This window comes from Enterobacter cloacae complex sp. IR5412, assembly GCF_049237385.1.
Taxonomy (GTDB): domain Bacteria; phylum Pseudomonadota; class Gammaproteobacteria; order Enterobacterales; family Enterobacteriaceae; genus Enterobacter; species Enterobacter intestinihominis.
Map to the genome: position 1 here is coordinate 321,948 of NZ_JBMKHQ010000003.1, position 18,083 is coordinate 340,030.

Here is an 18,083-nt window from a genome sequence, read left to right on the forward strand (position 1 = left end):
AGAAAACGGCCTTGCGGAATAACGATGACATCGTTCTGTTGAGCACTATTTATGGCCTGCTGAATGGCGGATGTTGCCAGGCGTTGCGCGGTTGGGTCCGCGCCATACGCCAGAATGGAGATCGCTTTCATGGCTTTTCCTTAAACAGATGAAAGCCTTAGTCTAGGAATCCGCGTGATGGATAACCTTTGTCTGTTTGACAGCCACGCAGTCAGGCTGGCAAAAAAGCGGATATTTACTGGCTGGCGATCACCGCAACGCCCTTTTCTTTCATAGCGTTGACCCAGCGTTTATCCGTTGTGTTTTCAACAACGAGCGTATTCACCAGCGACAAATCGCCAATCACAAACGCCGAGGCCGTATTGATCTTTTCCGGTGAGGCCAATACCACCGTTTCCGCCGCTCTGCCGGAAAATGCACGTTTGATGCATGCTTCTTCATAATCTCCGGTGGTCAGCCCGGCCTCAGGATGCACGCCGGTGACACCCATGAAAAACAGATCCGCATGAATATTGTTGATGCCTTCAATAGCGGCCGCGCCGACCGTGACGATGGAGTGTTTATACAAACGACCGCCAATCAGGATCACCTCTATGCACGGATGGTTGACCAGCCCCAATGCAATACCCGGGCTGTGCGTCACCACGGTTACCCGCAAATCTGGCGGCAAGAAGGTAATAAGTTCTGAGGTGGTCGTCCCGCCATCAATGATCACCACCTGCCCCGGTGAAATGAGCTGCGCGCCCCGACGTGCCACGCGTTTTTTTGCATCCATTTTAACGGACTGACGCTCGGCAAAAGGCGCAATCGCTGAAGATGCCGGAAGCGCGCCGCCGTGGACACGCTGCAAACGCCCTTCTGCCGCCAGTTCACGTAGATCCCGGCGGATAGTGTCCTCAGACACCGAGAAAAAGAGGCTGAGCGCAGTTGACTGGACCTGGCCTTCCGCCTCCAGCTTTTCCAGAATCAACTGTTTACGCTGACTTGTGAGCATGAATTATTCCTGATGTTGCACGATAATTATTGTAATTACACGAAAATGCTGTTTATGATGCATACTCTACGAGAGGAGAGCCAAACGTGCAATCAAAACGTGCAGATATACGCATCATCAACAGCGAAACGTTGTCCGACAACTGGTATAACCTGAAAAAATACACTTTTGACCTCCAGCGCAGGGATGGTGACTGGCAGCGGCAAGAGCGTGAAGTGTATGACCGCGGGAATGGCGCGACGATCCTGCTCTATAATCGCGACAGCAAAACAGTCATTCTTACACGTCAGTTTCGTTTCCCTGTGTTTATCAATGGTCACGAAGAGGATCTCATTGAGGCGGCTGCCGGGTTGCTCGATAACCTTGACCCGGAAAGCCGGATTAAGGCCGAAGCGGAAGAGGAAACCGGGTATAAGGTGACGCGCGTAGAGAAAATTTTTGAGGCCTATATGAGCCCGGGCTCCGTTACCGAAAAACTCTACTTCTATCTGGCGGAATATCACCCGCAGGATCGGACCAGCGCGGGCGGCGGCGTTAAAGCAGAGGGGGAAGATATCGACGTGCTGGAAATGACGCTGGACGACGCGCTTCGTGGCATCGAGAATGGCCAGATCGTCGACGGTAAAACCATCATGCTGCTTTATCACGTGGCCCTGAAAGGCATTTTATAATATCACGTTTATCCGGATACCTGCCCCTGCGCAGGTATTTGCCTGTGCTATTCTTGCTGAACACCTCAACATGGAGATGCGAAAATGGCCGACTGGGATCCTTCTCTATATCTACAATACAGCGCAGAACGCACACGTCCCGCCGCTGAGTTACTGGCCCGGGTGCCGCTTGCTGACATAACCTCTGGCGTGGATTTGGGCTGCGGGCCAGGCAACAGCACCGCGCTGCTGAAACAACGCTGGCCTTCAGCGCAGATAGCCGGTGTGGATAACTCCCCGGCGATGCTGGAGGAAGCCCGACAGGCCCTGCCAGACTGCCACTTTGTTGAATCGGATATCCGTCACTACAAACCTGACCAGCCTCTCAGCCTGATCTACGCCAACGCTTCCCTGCAATGGATCCCGGACCATTACCACCTTCTGCCGCATCTGGTTTCACTGCTCCAGTTAAACGGCGTGCTGGCGATACAAATGCCTGACAACTGGCTTGAGCCGACGCACGCCCTGATGCGTGAAGTTGCCTGGGAACAGGGCTACCCCGATCGTGGCCGCGAGCAGCTGCCGGGTATTCATGCCTACTATGATATTCTGACGGACGCGGGATGCGACGTGGATATCTGGCGCACCACCTACTTTCATCAGATGAGTTCTCATCAGGCGATTATTGACTGGGTCAGCGCGACGGGGTTACGGCCGTGGCTACAGGATCTCAACGAGAGCGAGCAGCAAAACTTTCTGAAACGCTACCTCGAGCTGCTGGAAGAGCAGTATCCGCTCCAGGAGAACGGGCAGATACTGCTGGCTTTTCCGCGCCTGTTTATGGTTGCTCAGCGGGTTCCGTAAGCCGAATCAGGAACGCGCTTCCTTGAGCAAATGCTGAATTACAGCCTCCTGCTTGTCGTATTTGCCTTCGCCAAACGAGGTGTAACGCAGTTGCCCTTTCGCATCGAAATAGTAATGTGCTGGCCAGTACTGATTACCGAACGCGCTCCAGATTTTGTAGTTATTATCCGTCACTACGCGGTACGGCAACTGCCATTCGTTGATCGCGTTTTTCACCGATGATAACGGCTTTTCCCAGGGGTATTCAGGGGTGTGGACGCCAATCACCACCAGACCTTGTGACTCATATTTCTTCGCCCAGTCTCGAACATGCGGAAGGGTATGCTGGCAGTTGATACAGTCCCAGGTCCAGAAATCGATAAGCACAACTTTCCCCCGCAAGGCCTTAGACGTGACAGGGTCACCGTTTACCCAGCCCGTACCGCCGCTTAATGTCGGTAGCTGGCTGCTCGGCATTGCGTCAGCGATCGGTCGCAGTTTCACCTGCGTGGAGGTTGGTTGCGCAAGGCTCAAGAGAGCGTTTTCCAGCTGGTCGGTAATACCGCTGGCGCCTTTCAGGACCGACGTCATTCCTGAGGCGTTGAAAGCCACGGCGGCTAACATCATCACCCCTGCGCCCTGACGCAGACGCTCCATCAATGCGGATTTGGCTCTCAGAGGGGTTATCAGCTTACGGCCCCCCGCGACAAGCAGCCCCAGCATCAACGCGCACCCACTGCCGTAAGCGGCTAACAGCGCTCCGGTTGCGATGGCCGAGTGGCCAGTAATGTTAATGCCGAAGATCGCCCCGAGAATCGGTCCTGCACAGGGGGACCACAGAAGTCCAACGGCCAGCCCTGCCAGAAAAGCCGAAACCAGGCCGCGTCGCTGAACGCTGTGGGTGTTGAGAACGTTTCCCGCACTGACCGCCGGACGGGCAATGCGCTGAGCAAACTGCGGGAAGATCAGAGCCAGGGCGGCAATGCTCAGTACCAGCAGCGCAATCCAGCGACCGATAACGGTGGCGTCAGCGATCCACTCGCTGGCAACCGTTACTACCATCGCCACCAACGTGAACATCACAATCATTCCCGCCAGAAGCGCCAGCATGTGTTTGCGCTGCCCCTGAAAGCCGGCGAACAGCAGAGGAATAACGGGAAGCGTGCACGGACTGAGCAGGCTAATCATGCCGCCTAAAAAAGCGATTATCAGAAACATAACGACCTCACGATACAGTTGCTGCGAAGGTGCAGTGAGGTCATTTCACCCTGCGAATGTGTTCAGGCCGTGTGCAAAAAACTGAATTTTGTCTGCCTTCGTATCCGCACGGCGCGCAGATACACAGGCGTACAATTAAACGCGCGGAAGAGTCACGCTTACGGCCAGCCCGCCCTCTGCCCGGTTTGCAAGATGTAATTTCCCGTCAAGCTGGGCGGTGAGCTGCGCGGCAATGGCGAGGCCTAACCCGGTGCCGCCCGTTTCGCGGTTGCGCGACGTTTCAACCCGGTAGAAAGGCTGTAACACCGCCCCCAGTTCTGCCTCCGGGATGCCGGGGCCGTTATCCATAATGCGGATCGCTACCTGCCTTTCATCTTCATCAATCTCTATTACCGCGCTATGGCCAAACTTGAGCGCATTATCCAGCAGATTGGTCATTACCCGGCGCAATGCCTGGGGGCGGGTGACGATCGGCAGACGTGTACTGCGTGCATGAAACTGCACGTTTTTACCAATGTCCTGATAATCACTGGCGATGCTGTTAACCCACGCGTTTAGCTCCAGCTTAAGCGTGGTCTCTTTCAGTGATTCTGATGACCGGGCATAGGCAATACCTTCTCGTACCAGGCGCGACATATTATCCAGGTCGCTCAACAACTTATCGTGGAGTTCGGGCTGATCCGCCATTTCGACCCGCAGCTTCATACGCGTGATGGGCGTCTGAAGATCGTGAGAAATGGACGCCAGAATCTGCGCGCGTTCACGCAGATAAGTTTGTATCCGCGACTGCATCTCATTAAAAGCCTGCGCCGCCTGTCGCACCTCAACCGGACCTTTTTCAGTCATAGGAGAATGGGCCGCAGGATCGAGGGAATCAACCGCGCGCGTGAATTGCAGGAAAGGCCGGACAACCTGGCGCACGGCAATCCAGGAGCAGAGCGCGACAAGTAACAACTGAAGAACCAGCACCACGGGTAACCAGCTGGCGACTGGCGGCATGCGCGGGATCAGATCGATAGTGAGCGGTGCGCCGTCGCGGAGCGTCAGATGGGCCTGAATGTGGGAAACAGGCCCCGGCACTGCCGTAAACTGGAGCGGATATTGAACTGAAAGCGTCTCTTTCAGGGTGCGAATCGCATCCCGCGAGCGCTTGTCCGTTGGCGCAGCGCCTGCCTCGCCGGGACCAAGGATATAACGATAATTACCGCGACCGAGCCGTTCCAGCCACTCTGGCCGCTCTTTGGCCGGAAGCCGGTCGAGAATGGCCACGCTGGTCGCCACGTCATTCTCAAGATTGCCCAGCATAACCGTGCGCGCGCTGTGCATTCGCTCAACCATGACCAGCGTCAGGCTGAGCGCGTTAGCCAGCAAGAGTCCAAGCAGCACAATGATCAGCAGCCGGGCCAGTAAGGTGCGGGGCCACAGCGTCATTCATTGGCCTCGACGATGGTCACCGGCATAGTAAAAACGTAGCCTTCGCTGCGAACGGTTTTAATGTAGGCTGGCGAGCGGGCATCTTCATTCAGGCGCTGTCGCACGCGGCTCACCAGGAGATCAATCGAACGCTCAAACAGCTCGGCATCACGTCCCTGCGTCAGGTTCAGCAGTTGATCGCGGGTCAGCACCCGTTGAGGATGATCGAGAAATACACGCAGAAGGCGATATTCCGCCCCGCTGAGCGCCACAACCATCCCCTCGTTATCAATCAGATGACGCGCCACGGTATCCAGCTGCCATTCACCGAACACCACCAGGCGCCCTGCCTCGGTCACCTGAAGATTAGGCGGCATAGTACGAAAACGGCGCAGGATAGTTTTGATACGCGCCAGCAGTTCGCGGGCCACAAACGGTTTTACCACATAATCGTCGGCGCCCATCTCCAGTCCCAGGATCCGGTCCATGTCCTCGTTGCGCGCGGTGAGCATCAGGATCGGCAGATCCTTATGCCTGCTGCTGCGCAGCTGTCGACACACCGTCAGGCCATCATCCCCGCATCATCACGTCCAGCACCACCAGGTCGATATGCTGTTTGTCGAGCACTACGCGCATCTCTTTCCCGTTCGCCGCGCCAGAGGCGTGGTAGCCGGATTTCACGAGGTAATCGACAATCAGTTCACGAATATCCCTGTCGTCATCGACGACAAGGATGTGATCAATATGCTCCACCGCAGGCTCCTGATTAAGAGGTAACGGATTGAAAATAGCACATATCAGAGCTTATCCGCGTCGACAACGGCTTTAACAAAGTCCTGCGGATCTTCCTGCGGCGGGTTGTGGCCAACCGTTGCGCCGAAAGTACGGTGCTCATATTTTCCGGTGAATTTCCCCGCATAGGCTGCGGGTGCAGGATGTGGTGCTCCGTTGTTACCACCCTCGATGGTGATGGTCGGCACCGTAATATTCGGCAGCGTAGCCAGCTTTTGTTCGTAGGCGTCATATTTCTGCTCACCCTTCTCCAGCCCCAGACGCCAGCGGTAATTACTGAGCGTGACGGCAACGTGGTCTGGGTTATCGAGGGATTTGGCGCTGGCATTGAAGGTGGCATCGCTGAATTTCCAGTCAGGCGAAGCCTGGGACCAAATTAACCGGGCAAAATCGTGCGTATTTTTAGCATAGCCCTCCGCCCCGCGCGGCGTGGCGAAATAGAACTGATACCACCACTGTACCTCTGCCTTCGGCGGTAAAGGCTGTTTGCCAATCGCCTGGCTGCTGATCAGGTAGCCACTTACCGAGACCAGCGATTTCACCCGTTCCGGCCAGAGCGCCGCAACGATATCCGCCGTACGTGCACCCCAGTCATAACCGGCAAACACCGCCTGTTTGATATCCAGGGCGTCCATCAGGTTGACGATGTCTTTCGCCATTGCCGAAGGCTGGCCGTTTCGCGGCGTTTTATCAGAAATAAAGCGCGTGGTGCCGTACCCGCGCAGGGATGGCACAATGACACGATACCCCTTCGCGGCCAGCGCGGGGGCAACTTCCGCGTAGCTGTGAATATCGTACGGCCAGCCATGCAGCAGGATCACTGGTTGCCCGTCTTTCGGCCCGATATCGACATAACCGACGTTCAGATCGCCGGCGTTAATTTGTTTTACCTGGTTAAAAGCCGACGAGTAACCCTTACCCATCGCTTCTGCCTGACAGGACATTAAGGTGCCAAGCGAAACGGTCAATGCGACTGCTGAATATGCGAGTTTGTTAAACATGATGTTATCTCCGGGTGAGTTCAGTTGACGGAGATATAACACCATGGGTTTGTATAGGGGATGTGTGCGGAGGCGGTTTTATTGCATACCTGTGTATGTATCACAGAGGCAGATACAGTGTGATACAAACCCAGGTATTAAACGACTAAAGCGAGATTCGGTACCGGACGTAATCGTCGGCTTCACCATAGTGATCATACAGCTTACGCGCCGGATTGTTCATGCGGGTTACCCAGTAGAGTTTTGACCACCCTTCCCGCTTGCCTTCATCGATCAGGGCGTCGATAAGCGCTTTACCCGCCCCTGCGCCACGTTCGGCAGCGTCAACAAATAGATCTTCCAGATAGGGGTAAGTTTGGATATCGAAAATTATGTACGTTAAGGTTAATTTTTTGCCATCACGTCATTAGTATATTCACAAACAGACTCGCCATTATTGACTGTATGCTGGAGATTCAGCTCCGTTAAGTAGCCGTCTGCCAGATACAAAACCCGGTCTGCAGAGGCTATGGTTTCCGGGCGATGGGCTATCAGCAGAACAGGAAGCCCCAGTTGACGTAAGGTCTGGCTTATCCGGATTTCACTCTCAACATCAAGGTGGCTGGTCGCTTCATCCAGTAACAGGAATCCCGGTTTCTTGTACAACGCCCTTGCCAGCAGAATGCGTTGTTTTTGTCCTCCGGAAAGCCCTCCGCCGGTTTCACCAATCAGCGTCTGATACCCCATCGGCATTGCCATAACATCGCTGTCGATAAGTGCCAGTCTTGCGCACTGGATCATTCGTTCATAATTTCGGTCATCACTGAAAAAAATAATGTTATCTGCTACAGAACCTTTGAAAAGATGGTCATCCTGCAGTACGGTACCGATACGCTGACGAACCTGAAAATAATCCGGATGCGTATGCAATATGCCAAATGCCCTGATCCTGCCCTCATCAGGGATGTGGATCCCAAGGATAAGCTTCACCAGTGTCGTTTTCCCGCATCCGGATTTACCTGTAATGGCAACGACTTCTCCGGGATTGAGTGTCAGCGACACCCCGCCGATTATCGGATTTTCCCCTCCCTTGTGGCTGAAGATGATGTGCTCAAGTACTAGAGGAGCATGAGCATATTCATCCATCTCCCTGCGGGATACAGAAGGAATGTGCGAAGCGTTGTTATGCTCACGAAAAGGCTGTTGCTGAAGGCCTTCTGTCGGGGTCAGTACAATATCAGCCAGTCGTTCGTTGTAAACATCGAGCATACGCCAGGAAAAAAACTTATCAGTCAGGCTACTGATACTGGAAGAAAAACGCGTCTGATAGGATAAATAAGCAACCAGCATGCCGACGGTGAAGGTACCATTCAATACCTCCCCGGCGCCTTTCCACAAAATGATTGCTGATACCACGCTGCCGGTAAGAGTGTGAGCAATGTCATAGCACATCAGCAGACGGCTCTGACGCAACTGCGTATTTCTGCGGGCAACGTTGAGATTCAGCCAGGCGGCCTCACGATGTGCCGTCACACCGTTAATTCTCAGGCTGAGGATCCCGTTGAGTGTTTCAAGAAAATGCCCGGACTCCTTGGCACCTGCATCCCAGGCATCTTCTGCCGACTGTCGAAGGGACGGATACCACAGTGCCCTCAACACACCATAGAAAATGGCTGCAAGTACGGCGATCAATGTCATTTCAGGACTGTACAGCAGCATCATGCAAAGCGCAGTCACCACGAGCAACACATCCAGAATACCTTCCAGCACTTGCGTAGTCAGCGCCTGCTGGATGGTATCTACCGCCTCAAAACGAGCATTAATACTCCCCTTACTGCGTGCATCAAACCAGGCCAGAGGAAGATGGACCAGATGATGGAAAACCCGTGCTGTCCACTGCATGTTAAAATTGACGGACAGTGTAATACTCGCCCACTGGCGGGCCAGTGACAGCAGCATCTGGGTCAGTGACATCAGCAGAAGCGCAATAATAATGACGGTCAACAAACTCTGGTCGGCAGCCACCAGGACTTCATCAATCACCAGCTGGTTGAGAAGCGGGCTTCCCAGTGTCAGGATTTCGAGTGCCACGGCAAAAACGATAATTCGCGACATTGCCGACAACAGACCCGGTGTTTTACCTGTCAGTTGGCGCAGATGGATTTTTTTCCTTTCATCCCGAGCGGTAAAATCACTGGCTGGCATCAGCTCCAGCGCGACGCCGGTGAAATGTTTTCCAGCATCCTGTAGGGAGAGCGTTACTTTTCCCTTTTCCGGATCATGAATAACCAGCCTGCTTCCGCGAACTTTATGTAGCACAACAAAATGATTCATGTTCCAGTGGAGAATACACGGGAGAGAAAGGGATCTTAGGTCCTCAAGCTCCAGCCGAACTGCCCGGCTGGATAATCCGATACCGGCCGCACATTCAGTCAGTCTCTGCAGGGTCATCCCTTGTGAGCTGATACTGAAACGTTCGCGCAGTGTGGGTAAGTCTGTTTGCAGACCATGCCAGCAGGCCATCATGACCAGGCATGCCAGACCACATTCCGCTGACTCTGTCTGTCGGGTGAGAGGAAGCTGTTTTCTCCCGGTCCATTTGAGTGTATCCATCACAGCTTTCCTTTCAGGCTCCAGAGCGGCTCAGTCAGCCACTCCCACAAATTGCGGGTATCCAGGCTGACATCCCCCTCAAGAACCATGCCGGGGCGCAGGGCTTCCTGTTTCCCATAAGCCAGAATAAAAGTATTTTCAGGTTCAACGATGACGCGGTAATGACCTTCATTCTCCTTCCAGGTCACAGGAGATACGGAGAGTAAATCAGAAGATGTCAGCGTTGTATGGCTTATTTCACGGATAGTCCCGTACTGCACACCAAACTTCTGATAGGGGAAGGCAGAGAACCGCAGGGCAACACGCTGCCCCGCCTGAATAAAGCCAGCATTCTGACTGGTAGCATAGAGTTCTATCTGCAAACGGGCATTGTCGGGAATGAGGGTCATGACAGGTTCAGATGCCCTGACAGACTGTCCCTGTCTGACCAGCACGGCAGCAACGGTTCCGGATACCGGTGAAGTCAGCGTGAAATTTTCCTTACCTGCCAGTTCGTCCTGCTGTTGCCTGATAACCTGCAACTGCCTGTCCTTTTCAGCCTTCCGGCTTTCACCCTGAACGATGAGATGGTCAAGGTCGTCTTTAGCAGCCTCCATCGCGGTGTGCAGTTGCAGAAGCCCCTGACGCTGATCCTCAACGTTTTGCTGTGACGTTGAAACGTCAATCTGCTTCTGCTGGTATTCGATATCTGATACGTAATGCGTATCAGCAAGTTTCTTATAGCGCTCCATAACAGACACGGCCAGCGCAGCCTGATGCACGGCAAGTGACAGACGCTTTTCTGCACTTTTAACCTGAGGTTTCAGGGAAACTATTCGCTGTTGTATGGCATGCTGCTGCTGACTGTTGTCACGCAATTCCAGGGTCTGTTGAGAAGTCAGCATTGTAAACTGAGTTTGTAGGGAAAGTCTTATAGCAGCGAGTGTACCTGCCCCCTGTTCGTTGAAATGTTCAAACTTCCTTAAGTAAAAAAATATACAAGAAAAATGCAATTGAAAATTCCGCAATAAACAATAAGAAAAATGACACATCGAGAGTAAGATAGCGGAGGGTTATGGATGGCGATAACGTAATTATTATTGAGATAACAGACGCAATAAAAAGAACAATTACGTTTTTCTTACTATAAATGAATGGATAGACATGCCTAAAGATTATCATGTTCAACCTATTATTAATTCATATTTTATATAAGAATCAACAAATATGGTTATGATATCGTAATCATTTTTTGATATCATGCACTTTAACTTCAGTGAACATTTGTAATGATTCCATTCTGCAACACAACAATTTTTATCGGAGTGTACTTTATTTACTTTTAAACCTATTCATCAAGTTAACGCCCCATCGAGTTACTGCTATTAATACAATCAACGCAATAAGAAACCTTGATATAATCCCTGGCCGTGATACTTCGTCAAACTCAAGAACTTCAGCGTATTTCAAAAGGGTAAATGCGATAATGAAAAAAAATAAGTAAATTAGGAAATTTAAAAATTGTTTCATGCTTAACCCGATACTTGTGATTACATTAACTTTATCAAAAATAATAGCTCGTCATGACTACTTCGAATAATCATTAAATATCGAAACACCTAGAATAACATTCAGTTATAATGAGCTTTTAAATTATTATCACACACAACTCAAATTACTTACCAACGGCATTGTCCGGGGCCGTTGTAATTATTACTTTTATCTTTACTACCACGATCTGAAAAACTATCTTTTGTGCACTGGCCAGCTATAGCTCCACCAATTACCCCAGCGGTCATACCCACTGGCCCCCCAGGAGAGCCGGCGATTAGACCACCGATGATTCCTGCGCCGCATGAGTCAACGCCCTTGTAAATAGAGCCATTGTTTCCTTTTGAATTACCAGATTTAGAGCTGGTGTTACGACTACCGGCACCTTCATAATTACCGCTTCCATTGCCGCCACTTACTAATGCTATCTCATTAAGGCTTAATGCTCTTATATTCGACATAAATCATCTCCATTTAATTTAGTTTTGCATTTTGTGCTAAAAAAATATCTTACATTACTTAATGTAAAGAAAGTGTGTTTATGTAAGCAAATGTAAATAAGCTATTGAACTTCGTAAACCGTAGCTCCATTTGGGAGCAGTTCAGCTCCTGCATGGGCAGGCCTATAACACGAAATCGACCTGGAGGTACGGTAATGTTCAGGCATCTTTTCTGACGTCCAGCGCGCAATCACTTCTGCGTCGTAACAGATTTTACAGCCATGGCGCATCGCTTCGTTACGGACGTGCCAGAGTGTTTCGGCTTCTTCGGGCCTGGCTTTTCTTGGCATTACATACTCCTTTATGGATAAATCTGAATAACAAAAGCACGACCAACTGGAATGTGATATTGATGAAATATCAGAACCCAAACAAATGATAACGCTCAAATATGGAGATCACCGGATGACGATACCCACGCTTACGACAGAACGCTTATTACTTAAACCCCTTGTTGCCGCCGATGCCGTCCAGATCCAGCAACGCTTTCCGCGCTGGGAGATTGTCCGCTATATGGTGGCTTCAGTCCCCTGGCCCTACCCGGAAAACGGTGCAGAAAATTATGTCAACAACGTTGCACTGCCCGACATGGCCAAAGGGATTGCGTGGTTCTGGACGATTCGCAGCCGTGAAGCGCCTGATGAACTGATGGGGTTAATTTGCCTGTACGACGTCGAAGACAACAACCGGGGCTTCTGGCTCGCGCCGGAATTTCAGGGACAGGGATTTATGCGTGAGGCGAGTATCGCGGCAACGGATTACTGGTTCAATACGCTTAACAAAGCGGTGTTACGCGCGCCGAAAGCGGCGGCCAACAGCCGCTCCCGACGTATTTCAGACAGCAGCGGCATGCGACTCATCAGGACAGAGAAGAAAGCCTATGTCAGCGGCCTGCTGGATTCGGAGCTGTGGGAAATCACCCGCGACGAGTGGAATGCCCATCAGGTCAGCTGATAATGCTTATCCGGCATTAGCCTTTCAGGGATGTTCTCTTCATCGTTCATCTGCAACAGATCGCGCTCCATCATGTTGCAGATGGCGTCCAGCGGCAGATCGTTATCTTCCGTCCCAAACGGATCTTCCAGCTCTTCCGCCAGCGTATCAAGCGAGATAAAAGTGTAGGAAATCAGCGCAGAGACAAAGGGCGTCATGTAATGCAGATCAACAACCAGCGCAAACGGCAGCATGATGCAGAACAAATACACCGTCCGGTGCAGGATCAGCGTATAGGCAAACGGGACTGGCGTATTGGCGATACGCTCACAGCCTGCCAGCACGATGGACATATCGTTCAGGCGGTTGTTGAGGCTGTGAAACAGGATGTCTGAAAGGTGCCCGCTGCGCCGCCGCACGGCCAGCCACTCCCCCATGAACAGCAGGATACGGTTCGCCGGCGAGTTGGCATCCATCACTTTGCGTAAATCGTCTGGAGCCAGATAGCGGGACAGCTGATCGGCATTGGTTTCTCTGCGCAGTGTCATACGCAGACAGTTAGCAAACGCGATTTGCAGGCGGACAAACTCTCCAAGATGTTTATCATCCGGCAAGGTATTTTTTACCTCGCGAAACAGCGAGCGCGCCGCTATCATCAACTGCCCCCAAAGCAGACGCGCCTCAACGTAGCGCGAATAACAGGCGTTATTGCGAAATCCCAGGAAGATGGCGATAGCCACGCCCAGAATGCTGAACGGCGCGACGGTAAAGCGGATACCCAGCGAGGTGTACCACGGCAGCATGACAATCACGGTGATGGAAAGCAGGAAGTTAAGCAGCAGTCGTGTATAAATTTTGGGAAGTACCGAACCATGCCAGACAAAAATCAGTTGCAGCCAGTGCTGTTGAGGACGAACAATCATAATCAGCTTCAGAAAAGTAAAGAGCGCGGCTATTAAACGTGATCCTCATCACGGTTGCAAGCATGTTAATAGTTCATTGCATTTTCTGACCTGTTAAGCCCTGATCGCACGGTGCTGCCTGTGCTTTTTAAAAAAAGGACGTATAGTATGTTGTAACTAATAATGGTCTGTAAAAAACCCGGCAAACGCCGGGCATTATGATTAGCAGAGCGGTTTCACCGCCTCGCGCATGCCTTTGCTTAAAATTGCATCCAGATCCTGCGCAACCTGGTCTACCAGTCCGTTCACCAGAGTGAGATCCTGTTCCCAGTGCTCGCTCACGCTTAACACAGACGATACCAGTTCACGGGTAGTGACTTGTTTGTCGTGATGTTGCGTCCACAGCTGCTGGTAACGTTCAAGCCAGTGCGCATCGTCCTGCACCGGATAGCGCTCACCGTTGCGCTCGGCACGGTAAAATGCAATTAGCGCCGCCAGGGCAAAGGTCAGACGTGCTGGCAGTTCACCGGTCGCCTTCTGCCCTGCCAGCAGTTGCGGCAGAATGCGGGTGCGGTACTTGGTCATCCCGTTCAGTGCAATCGACAGCAGCTGATGCTTAATATACGGATTACGGAAACGCCCCGTTACGGCACTGGCGAAGGAGTGCAGCTCATCGCGCGGCAGATCCAGGACCGGAATAATCTCCTCATAAATAGCCTTCTCTACGAACGCGCAAATCTCCCCGTCGTTCATGGCTTCCCCTACCGTATCCAGCCCGGCCTGAAAAGCGACCGGAACCAGCGCCGTGTGTGCGCCGTTGAGGATCGCCACCTTACGCTCTTTATAAGGTTTGATGTCGTCAACAATCAGGACGTTGAGCGGGTATTTATCCAGGCGCAATTCAGCTGAAAGTGATTTTGGCCCCTGAATAACAAACAGGTAGAAATGTTCTGCCGTGTCGAGGAAGCTGTCGTGATAGCCCAGCCCGGCTTCCAGCTCTGCCACCTCATCACGCGGATAGCCGGTAACAATGCGGTCAACCAGCGTCGAGCAGAAGGTGTTAGCGTTATTCAGCCACGCAATGAATGCCGCTGGCAGCGCCCACTCCTGTGCATAGCGCAGCACCAGTTCACGCAGGGCATCGCCGTTATAGTCGATAAGCTCACAAGGAATGATGATCCAGCCTTTATCCGCAGCCCCGTTAAAGTGGGTAAAGCGTTCGAACAGCAGACGCGTCAGTTTGGCCGGATAGCTGACAGCTGGCGCATCGTCAAACTTATCGCCCGCGTGATAGCCGATCCCCGCCTCCGTGGTATTGGAGAAGACAAACCGCATCTCCGGGTTATGGGCGAGTTTCAGGAATTCATCGTACTGGCTATAGACGCTGATTTCACGATTCACGGAACGAATAAGACGCGCATCGCTTACCGCTTCCCCCTCCTCATTCAGACCACGAATAATCGTGGTATACAGACCATCCTGGGTGCTCAGCGACGGCGGAAAATCACTCTGGATCGGCCGTACAATCACCACACCTGCATTGAGATCGGTATGCTCGTTTAAGAGGTCGATTTGCCAGTCAACGAACGCGCGGAGGAAGTTACCTTCGCCAAACTGGATGATACGTTCAGGGTAGCGCGCACCGGGGAAATCACGACGGTTGAGTGTGTTCACAATGGAGGTCCTTTATGATTAGTCATACAGCCTGATAAGATTGGTGTGATAACTTATCAAAACTTCAGGACCAGAACCCCTGTCTGGATCAACTCAGGACGCGATGGTGAAAAATATCAAAGAAATTTATAGAACACCGAGGTCGCCGTCATGTCCCCGTTCGGCATCAGGGCGTAGCGTGGGATCTCCCCCGCCTTTTGCCAGCCCGCTCTCTGATAAAATGTCTCCGCGCCGCTGCCGGTCGAGGTATCAAGCACCAGCACCGTAAGCGCTTTTTCACGCGCAACCGCCTCCAGGGCTTCCATCAGCGCCATTGCCGCACCTTTACGGCGCGCCTTCTCATGAACCAGAAGTTTCGCGACATCTGCGCGGTGCGGCTGGTTTTCCGGCTGGTCGGTGATCAGCTGGACCGTGCCAACCAGCCCCTGCTCCGCGTCAAAACAGCCCAGGACGGTACGCTCGTCGCGCCCGACGCTGTCTGCGACGCCGAGCCAGAAGGTTTGGGCTTTCTCGGGAGAAAAAGGCAGCATAAAGCTGACGGAGGCGCCGCCGTTTACACAGTTGACGAGGATATCGCTCAGGGCATCAATGTGGCTGAGGATGTCCTGTCGGGAGAGAGGTTTAATCAGCATGGGAGAGTTCATTGCGCGTCCTTAGGTTGAATCTCTCCACTTTGCTATTAACATTTTTGTTACGCAATAAGCGATGACATAGGATTTCGTTATGTCATTTTTCGCCGTGATGTTGCCGCTTCATGGCGTACATTTGCGCATCCGCGTGTTTTAACCATGCCTGCATATCGTTGCGGTGATGATCGAACTCGCTCAGCCCCCAGGAGAACTGTAACGACCAGGGATGCAGCTGACGCGCGTTATACTTCTCCGTTTGTTCGACAAGATACTGCATGGCGATCCAGGCGCCAGGCTCATCGGTATCCGCAAACAGCACCGCGAACTCATCTCCCCCGAAACGCACCAGCATGTCGGCCTCGCGGAATGAGGAGCGCATCAGGGCGGCCATCGCTTTCAGGGCCTTGTCGCCCTCCTGATGCCCGAAGCGATCGTTAATGGTTTTGAAATGGTCCAGATCCAGCCAGCCAAGCGTTAACGGTTCTGCCCTACGCTGCGAAACCGACAGTGCAAACTGCGCAAACTGGTTAAACCCGCGTCGGTTAAACAGGCCCGTGAGTTCATCGGTCGTGGCGGCGCTAACGGCTGCAAATTCATCTTCTGCCAGCGCGCTGAGATCGGCCAGTACGGCGGAATCCGCCGCGGTAAACTCACGCGGTGCGTAATCAATGAGACACAACGATCCTACGCACGCCCCGTCACGTAAACGCAGCGGGAAACCGGCATAAAAGCGCACGCCCGGATCTCCCGCCACCTGCGGATTATCCGCAAAGCGTTCGTCCAGCAGCGTGTCAGCCACCACCAGCGGCGCGTCACCCAGGATCGTATGACCACAAAACGAGAGATCGCGAGGCTGGCTGGCGAGTGCCCGGCCGTCGGCAGATTTCGCGATCGCAGCGTGGTCATCCACCAGCGTAATCATCGCCAGCGGCACCCTGAAAAAGCGTGTTGCCAGCCGCGTGAGACGATCAAACGCGGGATAATTGTCGATCTCAAGCAGACCGGACTCGCGCAGCGCATTCATGCGCTCCGTTTCATTCACGGGAATTAGAGGTGCTTTCATGACGTCTCCTGACGCTGAGCATTAGTAAAAGCGTAGCTTAAACAGAGACATTGTCAGTTCAGGAGGCACGATTTACCTCAATGACCAGCCAATGATGGATCACGTTGACGATATACTGTTGCTGCTGCGCACTCAGCGGCACGCCCTGCGGGATAGCATGCCACTTAGCCAGACAGCCCCGACAGCAGGTTGCCGTGGCATGCTGGGCGATAAAAACCGGATGGCCGCGCATCGGCGTCTGCTTACCGTCATTCACCGGGTGTGCAGGCGCCAGCCGCGCGGCGACAAAATCAGCGGCATGCTTATCGATAGTGTCCGCGCCCTTATCCCAGCAGTATTGCCGCTCTTTCATCCCTAAATGAAATCGTGAACGAAACGTGGAGCGAGCCAGGCGCGTGAACAGAGGATCTAACGTGGACATCAGTATACGGACCGTCCAAGGCGTTTGGTCAGCTGTTCCAGCGCCGCGACGCCCGCCAGTGAGTTGCCGGTCTCGTCCAGTTCCGGGCTCCAGGCGGCAATCGCCATCTCGTGCGGAACAATGGCCACAACGCCGCCGCCAACGCCGGATTTAGCCGGCAGCCCCACGCGCCAGGCAAACTCCCCGGCATTCTGATACATTCCGCTGGTTGCCATTAAGGCGTTGATCTGCCGGGCCTGCATCGGGGAGACAACGTCCTCGCCCAGATGCGGGGCATGGCCCTGATGCGCCAGAAACAGAAAAGTCTGCGCCAGTTCAACGCAGTTCATCTTCAGCGCGCAGTAATGAAAATAGTTTTGCAGAACCGTGGCGACATCATTATGAAAGTTGCCGAAGGACTTCATCAGCCAGGCGATGGCGGCGTTACGTGCAGAGTGTTCAAACTCAGAGCGCGCTACCACCGGATCGTAGGCGATGTCCTGCACGCCGGAAAGCTGCCGCACAATCTGGAGCATACGCTGGCGCGGCGCGCTCAGCCGGCTTTGCAGCATATCGCACACCACCAGCGCCCCGGCGTTGATAAACGGGTTGCGCGGCTTACCCTGTTCGATTTCAAGCTGGAGAAGGGAGTTGAAGGGCTGACCGGAGGGATCTTTGCCCACCCGCTGCCAGATCTCCTGCTCGTCATACTGGCGCATGGCGGCAACGAGGCTAAGCACTTTTGAGATCGACTGAATTGAAAAGCGCTCCAGTGCATCTCCCGCCTGAAAACGCTGCCCGTCGACAGTACAAATGGCGATGCCGAGCTTATTACCGCTGATCGAGGCCAGCGCGGGAATGTAATCGGCAACCTTACCCTGCCCCAGTAACGGACGAACCTGCGCCAGAATCTCGTCCAGCATCTCATTATGGATGACCGCAGCCACAC

Annotated in this window: 17 protein-coding genes and 1 pseudogene; 3 read left to right on the forward strand and 15 right to left on the reverse strand. The window is 53.1% G+C overall.

Features of this window, described 5'->3' with window-relative positions:
* Positions 1 to 235: 235 nt before the first annotated feature.
* The gene (locus ACOTX2_RS07810; protein ID WP_063147324.1) at positions 236 to 994 is read right to left on the reverse strand and encodes a DeoR/GlpR family DNA-binding transcription regulator; all 759 of its coding nucleotides are present in this window, start codon (positions 992 to 994) and stop codon (positions 236 to 238) included.
* An 86-nt stretch (positions 995 to 1,080) separates the two neighbouring features.
* Here ACOTX2_RS07810 and ACOTX2_RS07815 point away from each other — a divergent pair, with 86 nt between their 5' ends.
* Both ACOTX2_RS07815 and tam read left to right on the forward strand, forming a co-directional pair.
* On the forward strand, positions 1,081 to 1,665 hold the full coding sequence (locus ACOTX2_RS07815) for an NUDIX domain-containing protein (protein WP_063147325.1): 585 nt from the start codon (positions 1,081 to 1,083) through the stop codon (positions 1,663 to 1,665).
* Positions 1,666 to 1,749: 84 nt separating this feature from the next.
* On the forward strand, positions 1,750 to 2,508 hold the full coding sequence (gene tam / locus ACOTX2_RS07820; RefSeq protein ID WP_032624253.1) for a trans-aconitate 2-methyltransferase: 759 nt from the start codon (positions 1,750 to 1,752) through the stop codon (positions 2,506 to 2,508).
* Positions 2,509 to 2,514: 6 nt separating this feature from the next.
* On the opposite strand, the gene ACOTX2_RS07825 is transcribed toward tam, so the two are convergent.
* The 8 genes and pseudogenes from ACOTX2_RS07825 to ACOTX2_RS07860 form a co-directional block, all read right to left on the reverse strand.
* Positions 2,515 to 3,705: a cytochrome c biogenesis protein/redoxin gene (locus ACOTX2_RS07825; RefSeq protein ID WP_063147326.1), complete on the reverse strand. Its 1,191-nt coding sequence runs from the start codon at positions 3,703 to 3,705 to the stop codon at positions 2,515 to 2,517.
* A 135-nt stretch (positions 3,706 to 3,840) separates the two neighbouring features.
* The gene (locus tag ACOTX2_RS07830) at positions 3,841 to 5,136 is read right to left on the reverse strand and encodes an ATP-binding protein (RefSeq protein ID WP_032624255.1); all 1,296 of its coding nucleotides are present in this window, start codon (positions 5,134 to 5,136) and stop codon (positions 3,841 to 3,843) included.
* Positions 5,133 to 5,871, reverse strand: a pseudogene (locus ACOTX2_RS07835) (response regulator). Before ACOTX2_RS07835 ends, ACOTX2_RS07830 begins: the two are co-directional and overlap by 4 nt.
* A 44-nt stretch (positions 5,872 to 5,915) precedes the next feature.
* Entirely contained in the window at positions 5,916 to 6,911 is a 996-nt protein-coding gene (locus tag ACOTX2_RS07840; protein WP_063147327.1) for an alpha/beta fold hydrolase, read from the reverse strand.
* A gap of 145 nt (positions 6,912 to 7,056) precedes the next feature.
* Positions 7,057 to 7,284: a GNAT family N-acetyltransferase gene (locus tag ACOTX2_RS07845; RefSeq protein ID WP_257393663.1), complete on the reverse strand. Its 228-nt coding sequence runs from the start codon at positions 7,282 to 7,284 to the stop codon at positions 7,057 to 7,059.
* An 11-nt stretch (positions 7,285 to 7,295) separates the two neighbouring features.
* Entirely contained in the window at positions 7,296 to 9,503 is a 2,208-nt protein-coding gene (locus ACOTX2_RS07850) for a peptidase domain-containing ABC transporter (protein ID WP_017382355.1), read from the reverse strand.
* Positions 9,503 to 10,495 (reverse strand): HlyD family secretion protein, encoded by a 993-nt coding sequence (locus ACOTX2_RS07855; protein ID WP_232944530.1) that lies wholly within the window; start codon positions 10,493 to 10,495, stop codon positions 9,503 to 9,505. Before ACOTX2_RS07855 ends, ACOTX2_RS07850 begins: the two co-directional genes overlap by 1 nt.
* Before the next feature lie 666 nt (positions 10,496 to 11,161).
* Positions 11,162 to 11,494, reverse strand: coding sequence for a hypothetical protein (locus ACOTX2_RS07860; protein ID WP_023300105.1), 333 nt, complete (start codon positions 11,492 to 11,494; stop codon positions 11,162 to 11,164).
* Between the two features lie 444 nt (positions 11,495 to 11,938).
* Between ACOTX2_RS07860 and ACOTX2_RS07865 the strand changes: the two genes are divergently transcribed.
* Positions 11,939 to 12,487 carry a GNAT family N-acetyltransferase gene (locus ACOTX2_RS07865; protein ID WP_063147328.1) on the forward strand — a complete coding sequence of 183 codons (549 nt, stop codon included), beginning with the start codon at positions 11,939 to 11,941 and terminating at the stop codon, positions 12,485 to 12,487.
* Here the strand turns inward: ACOTX2_RS07865 and ACOTX2_RS07870 are convergent.
* From ACOTX2_RS07870 to glsB, 6 genes are all read right to left on the reverse strand, one after another.
* Positions 12,475 to 13,389: a bestrophin family protein gene (locus tag ACOTX2_RS07870; RefSeq protein ID WP_063147329.1), complete on the reverse strand. Its 915-nt coding sequence runs from the start codon at positions 13,387 to 13,389 to the stop codon at positions 12,475 to 12,477. The genes ACOTX2_RS07865 and ACOTX2_RS07870 overlap by 13 nt on opposite strands.
* Before the next feature lie 201 nt (positions 13,390 to 13,590).
* Complete coding sequence (locus ACOTX2_RS07875) at positions 13,591 to 15,042, reverse strand: tagaturonate reductase (protein WP_045308111.1); 1,452 nt, start codon at positions 15,040 to 15,042, stop codon at positions 13,591 to 13,593.
* 116 nt (positions 15,043 to 15,158) lie between these two features.
* Positions 15,159 to 15,686 carry a GNAT family N-acetyltransferase gene (locus ACOTX2_RS07880; RefSeq protein ID WP_032624259.1) on the reverse strand — a complete coding sequence of 176 codons (528 nt, stop codon included), beginning with the start codon at positions 15,684 to 15,686 and terminating at the stop codon, positions 15,159 to 15,161.
* Between the two features lie 82 nt (positions 15,687 to 15,768).
* Complete coding sequence (locus tag ACOTX2_RS07885; protein ID WP_063147330.1) at positions 15,769 to 16,734, reverse strand: sensor domain-containing diguanylate cyclase; 966 nt, start codon at positions 16,732 to 16,734, stop codon at positions 15,769 to 15,771.
* Between the two features lie 58 nt (positions 16,735 to 16,792).
* Positions 16,793 to 17,155: a DUF4186 domain-containing protein gene (locus ACOTX2_RS07890; RefSeq protein ID WP_022648114.1), complete on the reverse strand. Its 363-nt coding sequence runs from the start codon at positions 17,153 to 17,155 to the stop codon at positions 16,793 to 16,795.
* Positions 17,155 to 18,081: a glutaminase B gene (gene glsB / locus ACOTX2_RS07895; RefSeq protein ID WP_063147331.1), complete on the reverse strand. Its 927-nt coding sequence runs from the start codon at positions 18,079 to 18,081 to the stop codon at positions 17,155 to 17,157. The genes ACOTX2_RS07890 and glsB overlap by 1 nt, the downstream gene beginning before the upstream one ends.
* Positions 18,082 to 18,083 lie beyond the last annotated feature (2 nt).